This is a genomic window from Alphaproteobacteria bacterium, assembly GCA_016870095.1.
Classification (GTDB): domain Bacteria; phylum Pseudomonadota; class Alphaproteobacteria; order Paracaedibacterales; family VGCI01; genus VGCI01.
In genome coordinates this window covers 63,684-77,548 of record VGCI01000004.1, presented here as the reverse complement: position 1 = coordinate 77,548, position 13,865 = coordinate 63,684, and the positions used below count along the sequence as shown (strand labels likewise).

At 41.6% G+C, this 13,865-nt stretch carries 14 protein-coding genes and 1 other RNA gene; 11 read left to right on the top strand and 4 right to left on the bottom strand.

Going from position 1 to position 13,865, the window contains the following annotated elements; genetic code table 11:
- Nucleotides 1-4: 4 nt before the first annotated feature.
- From hemJ to FJX03_04400, 9 genes are all read left to right on the top strand, one after another.
- Nucleotides 5-448: a protoporphyrinogen oxidase HemJ gene (gene hemJ / locus FJX03_04440; GenBank protein ID MBM3632939.1), complete on the top strand. Its 444-nt coding sequence runs from the start codon at nt 5-7 to the stop codon at nt 446-448.
- Between the two features lie 17 nt (nt 449-465).
- Nucleotides 466-1,737 (top strand): transcription termination factor Rho, encoded by a 1,272-nt coding sequence (gene rho, locus FJX03_04435; protein MBM3632938.1) that lies wholly within the window; start codon nt 466-468, stop codon nt 1,735-1,737.
- Between the two features lie 95 nt (nt 1,738-1,832).
- On the top strand, nt 1,833-2,441 hold the full coding sequence (gene coaE / locus FJX03_04430; GenBank protein MBM3632937.1) for a dephospho-CoA kinase: 609 nt from the start codon (nt 1,833-1,835) through the stop codon (nt 2,439-2,441).
- Nucleotides 2,434-3,120 carry a DNA polymerase III subunit epsilon gene (dnaQ, locus tag FJX03_04425; GenBank protein MBM3632936.1) on the top strand — a complete coding sequence of 229 codons (687 nt, stop codon included), beginning with the start codon at nt 2,434-2,436 and terminating at the stop codon, nt 3,118-3,120. The genes coaE and dnaQ overlap by 8 nt, the downstream gene beginning before the upstream one ends.
- A 135-nt stretch (nt 3,121-3,255) precedes the next feature.
- Nucleotides 3,256-5,133 carry a type VI secretion system baseplate subunit TssF gene (tssF, locus tag FJX03_04420; GenBank protein ID MBM3632935.1) on the top strand — a complete coding sequence of 626 codons (1,878 nt, stop codon included), beginning with the start codon at nt 3,256-3,258 and terminating at the stop codon, nt 5,131-5,133.
- A complete protein-coding gene (gene tssG, locus FJX03_04415) occupies nt 5,097-6,143 on the top strand; it encodes a type VI secretion system baseplate subunit TssG (GenBank protein MBM3632934.1) in 1,047 nt (348 codons plus the stop codon). The genes tssF and tssG overlap by 37 nt, the downstream gene beginning before the upstream one ends.
- 206 nt (nt 6,144-6,349) lie before the next feature.
- The gene (locus tag FJX03_04410) at nt 6,350-6,898 is read left to right on the top strand and encodes a NifU family protein (protein MBM3632933.1); all 549 of its coding nucleotides are present in this window, start codon (nt 6,350-6,352) and stop codon (nt 6,896-6,898) included.
- Nucleotides 6,898-7,578: a lytic transglycosylase domain-containing protein gene (locus FJX03_04405; protein MBM3632932.1), complete on the top strand. Its 681-nt coding sequence runs from the start codon at nt 6,898-6,900 to the stop codon at nt 7,576-7,578. The genes FJX03_04410 and FJX03_04405 overlap by 1 nt, the downstream gene beginning before the upstream one ends.
- A 94-nt stretch (nt 7,579-7,672) precedes the next feature.
- Nucleotides 7,673-9,019 carry a glutamate--tRNA ligase gene (locus FJX03_04400; protein MBM3632931.1) on the top strand — a complete coding sequence of 449 codons (1,347 nt, stop codon included), beginning with the start codon at nt 7,673-7,675 and terminating at the stop codon, nt 9,017-9,019.
- A 28-nt stretch (nt 9,020-9,047) separates the two neighbouring features.
- On the opposite strand, the gene FJX03_04395 is transcribed toward FJX03_04400, so the two are convergent.
- The 4 genes from FJX03_04395 to ssrA all read right to left on the bottom strand — a co-directional run bounded on the left by FJX03_04395 (nt 9,048) and on the right by ssrA (nt 11,559).
- The gene (locus tag FJX03_04395; GenBank protein MBM3632930.1) at nt 9,048-9,785 is read right to left on the bottom strand and encodes a hypothetical protein; all 738 of its coding nucleotides are present in this window, start codon (nt 9,783-9,785) and stop codon (nt 9,048-9,050) included.
- Nucleotides 9,786-9,987: 202 nt separating this feature from the next.
- Complete coding sequence (locus FJX03_04390) at nt 9,988-10,632, bottom strand: YggS family pyridoxal phosphate-dependent enzyme (protein MBM3632929.1); 645 nt, start codon at nt 10,630-10,632, stop codon at nt 9,988-9,990.
- Nucleotides 10,633-11,172, bottom strand: a complete 540-nt coding sequence (locus tag FJX03_04385; protein ID MBM3632928.1) for a hypothetical protein — start codon at nt 11,170-11,172, stop codon at nt 10,633-10,635. It lies immediately after the preceding gene.
- Between the two features lie 22 nt (nt 11,173-11,194).
- Nucleotides 11,195-11,559: a transfer-messenger RNA gene (gene ssrA, locus FJX03_04380) on the bottom strand.
- A gap of 50 nt (nt 11,560-11,609) precedes the next feature.
- On the opposite strand from ssrA, the gene FJX03_04375 reads away from it, so the two are divergent.
- Nucleotides 11,610-12,572 carry an FAD-dependent thymidylate synthase gene (locus tag FJX03_04375; GenBank protein ID MBM3632927.1) on the top strand — a complete coding sequence of 321 codons (963 nt, stop codon included), beginning with the start codon at nt 11,610-11,612 and terminating at the stop codon, nt 12,570-12,572.
- Nucleotides 12,573-12,574: 2 nt separating this feature from the next.
- Entirely contained in the window at nt 12,575-13,855 is a 1,281-nt protein-coding gene (locus FJX03_04370; GenBank protein ID MBM3632926.1) for a 3-deoxy-D-manno-octulosonic acid transferase, read from the top strand.
- Nucleotides 13,856-13,865: the final 10 nt, after the last annotated feature.

Here is a 13,865-nt window from a genome sequence, read left to right as displayed (position 1 = left end):
CGCTATGTATGATTGGCTTCTCGGGTTTTATTTATGGATAAAAGTCGTTCATCTCATTGCCATAATTGCGTGGATGGCTGGCCTTTTTTATCTTCCTAGATTGTTTGTCTATCACGTTAATGTTGATTCAAAATCGGAAGCAGCACAATTGTTTCAGGTTATGGAATATCGCTTATATAGGATAATTATGGTTCCTTCTATGCTTTTATCCTTGGCATCAGGAATTTTTCTTGTTATAGTCCAAAATGTCTGGTCATTTGGGTGGTTTCATCTCAAGTTGACCTGCGTTATTGGCCTGGTTATTTTTCATCATTTGTTAAATTTCTGGCGAAAGCAACTAGCCACAGGGGTGTGCACACGCACCGATCCCTTTTTCCGTCTTATTAATGAGGTGCCTACACTTTTATTGATTGTTATTATCATAAGCGTTATTGTCAAACCGTTTTAGTTTTATCAAGGAAAATCATGCAATTACAGGAACTTAAGCGCAAACCGCCCGCAGAGCTATTGGCGCAAGCAGAAGAATTAGAAATTGAAAACGCCAGCGCCTTACGCAAACAGGATTTAATGTTTGCCATATTAAAGAAATTGGCAGAAAAAGATGTAGCCATATTTGGAGATGGTGTCGTTGAAATCCTCCAAGATGGTTTTGGATTTTTACGGTCACCTGAGTCTAACTATCTTCCAGGGCCCGATGATATTTATGTATCACCGAGCCAAGTTCGCAGATTTGGTTTGCGGACAGGGGATACCGTTGAGGGGCAAATTCGAGCCCCGAAAGATAGCGAACGTTATTTCGCTTTGTTAAAAGTTAATACCATCAATTTTGAACCCCCGGATAATATTAAATACCGAATTAATTTTGACAACCTTACACCTCTTTACCCCGAGAAGCGTTTGATTCTTGAAGTTGAAGGTGAGGGCAACGTCTCAAATGGTAAAGATTTTACTCAACGTGTTATTGATCTTGTTTCCCCTCTTGGAAAAGGTCAGCGCGCCTTGATCGTTGCGCCGCCTCGTACAGGAAAAACCGTCATGTTGCAAAACATTGCTCACTCCGTTGCCATTAATCATCCAGAAGTTTATCTTATTGTTCTATTGATTGATGAACGTCCAGAGGAAGTGACCGACATGGCTCGCTCTGTTAAGGGTGAAGTGGTTTCTTCAACCTTTGATGAACCGGCTTCACGACATGTGCAGGTTGCCGAGATGGTCATTGAAAAAGCAAAACGTTTAGTTGAACAAAAGCGTGATGTCGTCATTTTGCTAGATTCCATTACACGACTTGCGCGGGCTTATAACACGGTAGTTCCCTCTTCAGGTAAAGTTTTAACAGGTGGTGTGGATGCCAATGCCTTGCAACGTCCTAAAAGATTTTTTGGGGCTGCACGTAACATCGAAGAAGGCGGATCGTTGACTATTATTGCTACGGCATTGGTAGATACAGGATCTCGTATGGATGAAGTTATCTTTGAAGAATTTAAAGGCACTGGTAACGCGGAAATTATTTTGGATCGTAAGTTATCCGATAAGCGTACTTTCCCATCCATCGATATTACGAAGTCGGGGACACGTAAGGAAGAACTTCTTATTACTGACAAAGCATCCCTGTCAAAGATGTGGGTTTTGCGTCGTATTCTCAACCCAATGGGAACCGTCGAAGCCATGGAATTCTTGCATGATAAGCTGAAATACAGTAAGAGCAATTCAGACTTTTTTGAGTCTATGAATTCGTAAAGTCAATCCAAGACTTATGCTTTAACCGAGACGAGAAAAGACGTCTTCAAGAAGGTTTGTTAGGGAAAATCGTACCTTTTGAAAAAGGAGATCTCATGATCGTGCTGGGATTGACAGGATCGATGGCGATGGGGAAATCTACAGTTACTCGGGCTTTGCGTCTTATTTATAACGCTCCCGTATGGGATGCTGATCAGGCTGTTCGGGATTTGTTAGGGGAGGACTTGCAGCTTATTCAAGAAATTACTGATTTATATCCCGATGTCATAGTGGGGGGGACAGTTGATCGATCCCTTTTGCGCTCTAAGGCTTTTCAGGATGAAAAGTGCTTAACAAGTTTAGAACATCTCATTCATGAGCGGGCTTTTTCCAAAATGATAGAATTTTTAGAAAAGATGCGTCGACTGGGTATTCATTGGTGTGTTGTGGATGTTCCTTTGTTATTTGAGGTGGGTTGGGACTCTTTATGTACATACACTGTTTTGATTTATTCTCCCTCATTTATACAGCAACAACGTCTTCAAAAGAGACCAGGCATAAATTTGGAAAACCTTAATCATGTTTTAAATCGACATTGGACTTTGCCTCAAAAGAAAGCTAAAGCGACTTTTGAAATTCAATCCGGTTTATCTAAAGGACATACTTTTCGTCAATTAAAAACCATCCTTGAAGCCTTATCCTTAAAACGGACCGACTATGCGTGAAATTGTTTTAGACACTGAGACTACCGGATTAGATCCTGCGGAAGGCCATCGAATTATCGAAATTGGTTGTGTGGAATTGATTAATTATCTCCCAACGGGCCGTGTGTACCATAGCTATATAAATCCGGAACGGGATGTCCCCGCCGAAGCGTCTGCAATTAGTGGCATCAAAACAGAATTCCTTAAACCTTTTCCCGTTTTTTCTAAAATTGTAGATGAGTTTTTATCTTTTGTTGGCGATGATCAATTGATTATTCATAATGCTGCTTTTGATTTAAAATTCTTAAATGCTGAATTTGGGCGGTTAAATCATCCTCATTTCCCCCCCCAACGGGCTACCGATACTTTAAAAATTGCTCGCGCAAAATTTCCAGGATCGCCTGCGAGTTTAGATGCATTGTGTCGTCGGTTCCAAATTGACCTTTCAGGTCGAACAAAGCATGGTGCTTTAATTGACTGTGAATTATTAGCTAAAGTCTATTTAGAACTTCTGGGAGGACGTCAGACAGCGTTTACATTTGCGGGAGCTCCCCTTCAAACCAAAGTTGTGACACGGGATGATTTAAAGAACATTCTTCGTACTCACAAAGAAGCTCGTCCTCATGAGCCCACATCTGAGGAGTTAGAATCACATAATGAACTCATTCACTCTATAAAAAATAGTTTGTGGAAAAAGTAAGAGAAGCTGTGAACAATATAAAATAGCAATTCTTTAGACAATCCCTTCCCTTACATTAAGTTATGTGTTTCTCATGTAGCTTCTTTTATAAATTCTAAATTTATATGAAAATAAAGACTCTTCCTGTCTTGCTCTATGTCTGTCTATAATTTAATTAAAATACTTTACTTTAGGGACGTTACAGTGATTCGAGGGAGTCAGGATCCATTTCTAAACTATTACCATCGGGAATTGACCTACTTGCGTCAAGCGGGGGGATTGTTTGCAAATAAGCACCCAAAGATTGCGCATCGCCTGGGGTTGAATTGGGAGGAATCTCCGGATCCTCACATGGAAAGACTTCTTGAATCTTTTGCGTTTCTAACGGCTCGGTTGAGTCAAGAAATCGATGATCGATTGCCTCAAATTTCATCAGCTCTGTTAGGCGTTCTTTATCCTCAATTGATCAATCCAATTCCCGCCATGGCAATAGCTCATTTTCAAGCAGATGCCACAAAAGGGACACTGACTACTGGATTCCCTATTCCCAAGGAAACTTTATTATTTACTTACGCTGAGGAAGGTGTTGCCTGTCGATTTCGGACGGCCTACGACATTACCTTGTGGCCTATTACTGTCACTCATGTCGATTTTGTTTCGCGGGATGTCTATGACATTAAAGGATATGGTCCCAAGGTCCCTTGGTATTTACGTTTACGTCTTCAAACCGAAGAAGGGCTTCTTTTTTCTGACCTCGATCTAAAACGACTAACCTTCCATTTGAACGGGGATCGCCTATTAACATTTGAAATGTATAGTGCTTTGTTTGCGCAAACGAATCCACATGTCTTAGTATCCACTGATCAAAAAACAGCGTCTTATTTACCGATGCCTTCCTTACAATCTGTAGGATTTGATGAAGATCACTTGATCTTACCTCATCCTGGTCATGCCCAGCCAGCTTATCAATTAATTCAAGAATATTTTCATTTTCCTGAAAAATACTTGTTTTTTTCAGTTGAAAATATATCGACGCAAGGGGCGAGCAATGAGATGGATTTACTTATTGCTATTGAAGATGCTGAAGTGATTGGAAAGTTAAAGTTACATCCTCGAAATTTCTTACTGGGATGTACGCCCATGGTCAACTTATTTCGACGAACAACGGATCCAATCCGTCTGGATCACCGACAAACGGAGTATCGATTAACACCTGACGCGCGTCGGGAGAGAACGACGGAAATTTATTCCATTAATCGAGTGATGGCAACTTTAGAAGACCAACCAGATCCCGTTGAGTTTCAACCTTACTTTTCCTTTAATCATAAAACGGAAAAACTGACTTCAGAGACACAGCACAACTCATTTTGGATTGGCAGAAGAAGCGCATCTTTGCAAAAAGATATACCGGGAACGGAAATGTTTTTAACTTTTGTTGATTTGGATTTCAACCCCACTCTCCCTTCAGTGCAGACTATTTATGGTGAAACATTGTGTACAAATAGATATTTGGCGGAACAAATGACCGCCGGGACTTTAATGGAAATAGAGGATAGGGCTCCCATAGCTAAAATTGTTTGTTTGGGTAAACCCGTTTCTCAAGTCCATGCTCCAAGAGATGGCGAAACTTTATGGCGCCTAATTTCTCATTTGTCCGTTAACCACCTTTCTTTAACGCAAGGGGATGCTTCTTTGAACGTCTTAAAAGAAATGCTACGTCTTTATGCGGGGCCAGAATCTATCTATCGTCACGGTGAAATAGATGCTTTACAAAAACTATCTTGTAAATCGACCGTTCGTCGAATTGGTGAGGAAGCGTGGCGAGGATTTATTCCCGGTTTAGAGGTTTCCTTAACAATGAATGAGCATGAACTTGCAGGCAGTAGTGTCTTTTTAATGAGCTCTGTTTTGCGACATTTCTTTGCTTTACAAGTGTCTATAAATTCGTTTGTTGAAGTTGTTTTACACAGCACGCGACGTCAAGGTGAGTGGATGAGATGGCACCCGTTACCCGGAGAACAAATACTCCTTTAGAAGAGCAAGTTCTAAAAACGCCTTACGAATTTGATTTTCATCAAGCAATTCGTTTGTTGGAGAAAATGCGTCCTGAAGCCATTCCCTTGGGAGAGGGTTCTGATCCTTTAAAAGAAGCGGTTTCAATTCAATCGCGCGTGACATTATCTCCATCGGGTGCGGACATACAAAGCCTGTCGCCTTCAGACACAAGCAGACCTCCTGTATTATCCGTAAATTTCATTGGATTGGGTGGAATTCAAGGTCCCCTTCCGACGCCCTACACGGAATTATTGATTGAACGATTGCGTCATAAGGATACCAGCTTAAAAGATTTCCTCGATATTTTTAATCATCGCTTGGCGAGTTTTTGGCATCGTATGCGCAAAAAAATAGTTTTGGGTATTGCTCAAGTCCGACCAGACGAAACTCCCGTCGGCAAAGCATTCTTGGACTTAGTGGGTATTGAATCTGACTCAATTCGCAATCATTTAGCTGTTTCAGATCAATCCCTTTTGTCCTTTGCGCCGGCATTTTGGAAACGTCCCCGATCCTTGATCGGATTACAGCGCTTACTTCGGTCATATTTTGATATGCCCATTCGGGTGTCTCAATATCAAGGAGCCTGGCAAGTTGCTCCAGAAAAAGATTGGACAAGAATTGGTGTTCGAGAAACGGCTCAACATCACATATTAGGAAAGTCGACAGTTCTGGGAAGGCGCTCATGGCATCAGACTGCGGGAATTACTGTTCATATTCCTCCTCTAACCTATAATCAATTCATTCGTTTTCAACAGGAAACTGCTCAGGAGTATATGGCTTTACGAGATTTAACCTATTTCTATATAGGTGAAGGATCGGAGGTCCATTTGACTTTTTCGCTACGTCGTGAAGAAATTGAGCCAACACGTTTGAATCATACATTTGTTCTTGGGCGTACCACATGGATAACGCGGGGTAACGGAAAGGGTATCTCCCATGATCCCGAAGTGCGACTTCTAATGAAGAATAGTTCTTCTTCATTTTGTTAACTTCTATATTTAAAAATTTCAAACTTCACATCAGTTAAAATGATAGATATTAATTATTATTAATATAAAAAGTAAAAAATTAAAAATATAAATTAAAGTATATTTTTATTTTTTAAATTTACTTAATAAAATTTTTTTGGTTGAAAAAATGATCGTTTTGTAATAACTATTAAGAAATATTAATAAATGGTTAACAAGGGGGACTCGTGTTTATTCAGACAGAAGAAACACCCAATCCGGAAACATTAAAGTTTCTACCTGGGTGTATAGTTATGCCTGAAGGAACAGCGTCCTATATTCAGGGGCAGCATTGTGACAATTCACCGCTCGCTCGACGTCTTCTAGAAACTGAAGGTCTTAAAGGGGTTTTTTTTGGGTCTGACTTTGTGACGATTACAAAGGAAACAGGTCAAGATTGGAATCTACTAAAGCCGTCAATTTTGGGCATTTTGATGGATCACTTTGTTGCTAATTTGCCTGTTGTAACAGATATATCAATTGAGTCGACTCCTTATGAGGCAAGTAATGATCCCCTCGTGATTCAGATACGAGAGTTGTTAGATACGCGCATCCGCCCCGCCGTTGCCCAAGATGGGGGGGACATTGTATTTCACTCATTTGAAGATGGAATCGTATATTTAAAAATGCAAGGAGCCTGTTCAGGGTGCCCCAGTTCAACAGCAACTTTAAAATCAGGCATTGAAAATATGTTGCGACATTATGTGCCAGAAGTCCAAGAAGTTCGGGCCATTTGATGGAGATTTACAGACCCATGAAGTTAAAATCACTTTTATCTATTATCCTGATTGCTGGAGTTGCGTTTAGCCAATTTCCAATTCAGGCTGGTCAAAATGCAACATCATGTAAGGATGTTATTTCTCAGCAAGAAGCGGCTAAAGGTATTCCTCAAGATTTATTGAAGGCCATTGCAAAAGTTGAATCCGGTATTTCACCGTGGGCCATTAACGCTCATGGACGCGCCCATATCTTCACATCCAAAGTTGCCGCCACGAAATATGTTAAGCAATTAGTTGAAGAGGGATTCTCTGATTTTTCTGTTGGGTGCATGCAGCTACATTATGCATCACACCGCCGTAACTTTAAATCCATTGAAGCCATGTTAGAGCCTGAGAATAATATTGCCCATGCTGCGAAATTGATTAAGAACTTAGAACGTCGTTATGGTTCCTTTGAGAGAGCCGTTAAACTCTATCATTCGCCGTCGCCAGTCCACCATAATCGCTATAAAAATCGTGTGTATGGTATGTGGAGTAAAATTCGAGGTCCTTCATCGAAGGGCAAAATGTTAAAGACAGTGGCTTTAAAAAAAGAAATCTTTCAAACGCCAATTCCAAAAAAGAGCAAGAGATCAACAAAGATTAAATTTGGTCTTAGCAGCGGACCTACAAAACAAAGTTTACGTTCAAAAATCTAATTCTATTATTCTGCTGCAATTTCTTGCCTAAAGACCCTAAAATTCAGTAAGGTAAACTGACATATACCTCATTTATAAGTATGGTTAATTCATTATGGCTATTTGTGTTCGTTTCGCCCCTAGTCCTACAGGATGGCTACATATTGGGAATGCTCGCGCTGCTCTAATTAATTGGCTATTTGCGCGGCATCATAAGCTCAATGGAGAAGAAGCAACCTTTCTTTTACGTCTGGATGATACGGATTTAGAAAGATCAGATGCAAAATATGCAAAAGCTATTGAGGAAGATTTAGCTTGGTTGGGACTAACCTATGATCGATTTGTGAAGCAGTCTGATCGATTTTCTCATTATGATCAAGCGATGGAACATCTCAAGTCTGTGGGGAGAGTCTATCCCTGCTATGAAACACCTGAAGAATTGGACTTTAATCGCAAACGCCAATTAGCGCGTCACGAGCCCCCTATATATGATCGAGCAAGTTTAAAATTGACCGCCGATCAACGTGCAGCATTTGAAGCTGAGGGCCGTAAGCCTCACTGGCGATTTCAACTGCTTCCCGAGGCGATCCATTGGGACGACCTCATCCGAGGGTCAAATGATTTTCACGGCAGTCATTTAACGGACCCCGTTCTGGTACGAGAGGATGGGACGTATACATATACCCTTCCCTCAGTTGTGGATGATATCGATTTGGGAATTTCGCATATTATTCGTGGGGAAGATCATGTCACAAACACTGCGGTGCAAATTCAATTATTTTCAGCACTGGGTGCAGATATTTCTCGTCTCCATTTTGGACATTTTACGCTATTACTAGATGATAAGGGGGCGTCTCTTTCCAAGCGGCTAGGAAGCTTGGGGTTGGGTACCTTGCGCGAAAATGGTCTTGAGTCAATGGCCATTAATAGTCTTATTGCGCGTTTGGGGACGTCTTTACCGGTTGAGCCTCACTTGACACTTGATGAATTGGCACAAAGTTTTACGCTGTCTATTTTTAGTCGGACAGCTCCCCGATTTGATCCGGCAGATTTGAATACGCTCAACCATAAACTTTTACAGATGACTCCCTATGAAAATGTGGCAGAACGTCTGAAGGACATAGCGCCTTCTGTTCATGAGACCTTATGGAATGTGATTCGGGGAAATTTGCATACTCTGTCAGAGGCTGCGCAATGGGAGCCGATTTGCTGGGGGAATATTACACCCATTGTTGAGGATCGTAGTTATTTACTGCAGGCCTTAAATTGTTTGCCTAAAGAACCTTGGGATGTAACGACATGGGCTTCCTGGACCGGCCAATTGAAGGAACTAACGGGCCGTAAAGGTAAAGAATTATTTATGCCACTACGTCAAGCCATTACGGGGATGGATCATGGGCCTGAAATGAAGGACCTATTACCTCTCATTGGGTATTCAAAAGTTATTGAACGCCTGAAGTAACGGATTCAATAGTAAAACTACCTTAGAATTATTTGTTATCCTCTCTTCTTTCTTCCCGAGGAATTTGAAAAATTGGGTCTTTAGATTGGGGAAGAGCGTCATTAAGGGGGGGGCAAGGTGACCGCGCATAAATGGCCATCAAGTTTTTTGCCGTAACCCACGCAACTTTATGAGAAAAAGGGTTTGTCGGATCTTGTCGTAAAGGTTGATCAATAATTTCTTGGTCTGAAGTGCTATTTTGTCGTTCGTCTATACCTTGCGGTAGAAGAGAAGAATGATGAGGGTAAGATCCCCTTCCCTCAGGTCCATGACTTATGAGGGCTACAGCAATTTTTTCTGGCACATTTCTAATTTTTAGAGGGGTTTGCCCTGCTGAAAAATGACGATTTTTACACAGTCGATTTTTCAAGGGTTCAAAAATAGACTGAGCCGTGGCTCGCTCAGGCTGTACCCCATAAAAATCATCAATAACGTAAGTAAACCAGTGGTGATAACCATCTTTAGCGATTGATTCTGGTAGGCCCAAATTCTTGAAAGGGACAATGCCGCGGCGCAAGCGACTTGATGCGTCTTGTTCGCCTGTTTGGAGCGTAGGGTTTGCCGCATAAGGCAAAAAATTATTTTTATTCGCATAACTGGCTAAAGCATATAGGATTTGCTCTTGATGAAGAGCAGTTGTTCGGGCCTTCTGCCCGTCCATCATGATTTTTATTATAGGAAAGGTAAAACCACTCACTAAGCCCATAATAATAAGGACTATGGCCATTTCAATCAAAGAAAATCCAGGTACTTTATAGTGAATTTCTACGTCTCCTTTTAGTCAGGATGTATCATATATTTGCAACCATAGGAAGTATATTCTTTACGTTTTAAATTCTTTTTTAGTTACTAAATTTTACGAAAAGTAACATTTAGTAAAGTGAATTCAAAACGTGAATTGGAGACAAAAAGTTAAACGATATAAGCAGTCACGATTTCCAAATAGCCGAACCGATGCGTACGCAAGTTGCGCCATGGGCGATTGCAAGAGAGTAATCGCCACTCATGCCCATACTTAACTCTGGCAAGTTATATGTCTTTGCTAAATTTGCGAGTATTTGAAAATGAAGCGTGGGATCTTCAAGAAGCGGGGGAATACACATCAAACCAGTTACGGGTAGGTTGTGGAGGTGACATAGGTGAATTAAGTCAGGTAAATCATCAATCAAAACGCCACTTTTTTGGGGCTCTTGACCGGTATTAACTTGAATGAGCAGCTTATGAGTTTTGCGATGAGGATTTGACCATTCCTTCGCAAGTTCCAGTATCAGACGCGGGCGATCAACAGATTCTATAGCGTCAAAAAGTTCAAGAGCTTGGCGAACTTTATTGGTCTGTAGAGGGCCGATGAGATGCACATGACAGTCTAGATATAATTTTCGTAAAATCGACCATTTTGATGCCGTTTCTTGAACGCGCGCTTCGCCAAAAAAACGCTGTCCCGCTTCAAGAAGGGGGTAAATAGCCTCCGGGAGCTGGTTTTTGCTGACTACCATAAGAGATACAGCATCAGCTGACCGCCCTGTACGGAGAGTGGCTTGATATATTGAATTACGAATTTCGTTCAGGTTCAATTATTTTTTTCGAAACGCGTCTAACGCGACAACATTAGACCCATCTTGAACACTTTCCGTCATCGGCTGCTGGGAGTTTGCTTTCTTAGATTTCCCATGAGTTTTTGCACGAACGGGTAGTTTTTCTGGGATGACTTTTTCGTGAATGGTTGGGGAAAATTGTAACCCAAATTTCACGGATGGATCCACAAAACTCACAATTGAAGGAAGAGGTATGGTCAATCGTTCATGAATATCATTGAAACATAATGTCACATAGAAGCAATCATCTTCGACTTCTAAGTCCCAGAATTCGTACTGAAGAACAATCGTAATCTCTTCGGGATATTGTTCAAGCAAATAATCCGGCAAGTCTACACCGGGATAATCCGTCCGAAAGGAGATGTAAAAATGATGATTGCCTGGTAGGCCGTTTTTGGCTACTTGCAAAAGGGCGGATCGAACGACAGAGCGTAAACTCTCCTGAACGAGATGTTCATAGTCAAATTTGGTTATTTTACTCACAGTATTTGATTCCTTAATTTGAACGTAGAATGACATGGGTCAAACTTTTCATAAATTTAGTGGGGGGCTTCTGTTGCCCAGTGCCCCCCGGACTGCTAGTCTTTTACCACTTTATATTAGCTTTCGCTAACATTAAGCAGCAGCAGCTGTAACCGCAACCGTTGAACGGTTTAGGTTAACTGCGACACGAGATGCAGAATTATTGTTTGCACCTATTAAATCAGCCCGATAACGGTGGTACAATGCCGGGCAAAAGACATATCTTTACTACGCACGTCGATCCTATTTCACCCCCATAATACGTGGTGGAGGCGCCGGGTACCGCCCCCGGGTCCGAAACGCTTATTCCATAAATCGTTTATCGCCATAGTGAGTTACCTCACAATATATAAAATAGGGTGTTTTCACTGGAAAAAAAAGGGTTTTAACGTTAATCTGGTCCTACTTTTAAAAAAAACTGATAAGAGGGGCAAATGTCTACGGTGCTAAAAGCAGATAAAATAAAAGAAATTCAACAACTTAAAGAAGAACAATTTGTCACACGTCGGGCTACAGTTTTTTCTTTAGAAGACATTCTTTTTGAGCCTCTCCCCGTTCTCGATCACGGATTCGTCCGTGTTATTGACTATATGGGAGATGATTCGGCTATTGTTCAAGCTGCTCGTGTCTCTTATGGAAAAGGCACCAAAATGGTGAATGAAGACAAAGGGCTGGTCAATTATTTGATGCGTCATCGGCATTCTACGCCTTTTGAGATGTGTGAGATAAAATTTCATATTAAATTACCAATTTTTGTGGCTCGTCAATGGATTCGCCACCGTACGGCCAATGTAAATGAATACTCAGCGCGTTATTCTATCATGGATAAAGAATTTTATATGCCAAATCCCGAGCATTTGGCAGCTCAGTCAACAATCAATCGTCAAGGCCGAGATGAAATTTTGCAAGGGGAACAAGCTACGCGCGTCCTCGATTTATTACGTGAAGATGCCTTGCGAGCATACCAGCACTACGAGACAATGTTGAATGAAGATAGCGCGGGTAATGTGTTGGACCCTACTCTTCCGGGTCTTGCAAGAGAATTAGCCCGCATGAATCTGCCTGTGAATTTTTATACTCAGTGGTATTGGAAAATTGATTTACACAACCTTATGCATTTTTTAAGCCTTCGGGCTGATCCGCATGCTCAATATGAAATTCGGGCCTATGCGGATGTGATGTTAGAGGTATTGAAGAAATGGGTTCCGATTACGTATGAAGCCTTCATGAATCACCGTATGGGAGCTGCGTCGCTCTCTGCAAAAGGATTAGCCGTAGTCAAAGCCTTACTAAAGGGGCAGCATTTGGACCAAGTTTCGAGCGGTATGAGTCCGCGAGAATGGCGAGAACTTCATGAAATGCTTGAGTTAAGTCTTCCGCAGGTCAACAAGGTATAAAAATGAAGGTGCCTTTTCCCCTTGTCCTCTATCAGCGCCTGACGCCCTTTCTCGAAAAAGGAGCCTTATTATATTTGCGGTACCGACTGAAGAAAGGGAAGGAAGACCCTAAACGGTTGGCAGAGCGATTTGGAAAGGCATCTCAGCCCCGTCCTAAAGGCGTTGTGGCGTGGTTTCATGGGGCAAGTGTCGGCGAGGCCGTTTCCTTATTACCCATTCTGCGGCGGATTCGAATAGAATTCCCCCACATCACTCCGCTTGTGACTACGGGAACAGTTACAGCATCAACAGTGATTGCAAAGTCCCTACCGAACGGCTGTATTCATCAATATAGCCCTTTGGATTTGCCCTCGTGGATTCAATCATTTTTGGATCATTGGCAACCTGATATTGCTGTATTTGTGGAATCTGAATTTTGGCCAAATCTCATTTTAAATTGCAAGAATCGACAAATTCCTCTTTATCTAATTAATGCAGCCTTGTCAGAAAAAAGCTATCAATCTTGGCGGCGTGTTCCCGCTACTATTGATTATCTTCTGTCCTGTTTTGAACTTCTTCTTGCTCAATCCAAAGCGGTTGCTAAACGGCTGAGAGATCTGGGAGCCACTCCCTCAAAAGTTCGTGTTTGCGGTAATTTGAAGTTTGCTGCAACTCCTTTGACATGTGATCTCGGTGAATTGAAACAATTGCAGACTATTTTGAAAGATCGGTCGGTTTGGGTGGCAGCAAGTACCCATTCCGGTGAGGAGATTCTTGCTGCAAATGTGCACAATATGGTCAAAAACACTTTGCCCAAACTCCTTACGGTTATCATTCCACGCCATCCCCGTAGAGGCCAAGAAATTGCTCAAGAATTGAGGGCTAAAGGATTGCAAGTTGCAAGACGATCCGGTCAAGAAAGGATTAAGCCTTCAACTGATATTTATTTAGTTGATACGGTAGGAGAGCTCGGCCTTTTTTATAGATTAAGTCATGTCGCATTTTTAGGGGGAACTTTTGTGCCTATTGGAGGACATAACCCCATTGAGGCCGTATTACTAGACTGTGCATTAATTTGGGGTCCCTATACCCATAAACAAACGGAAATTTGTAGCGTTTTGAGTCAAGTTGCTTGTTCAATTACAACGAAAGAAGAGTTAGCAATAAACCTAGAGCGCCTTTTTTTGGAGGGAAATCTTCGTGCTGAGAAAATTGCTCGGGCTCATCAACTTTTACAAATACAAGCCCATATCCTTGATCACGTGATGAATGCTTTAAAGGATTCTTTGCCCAAAGTCGCCTGACTCAAGGGGT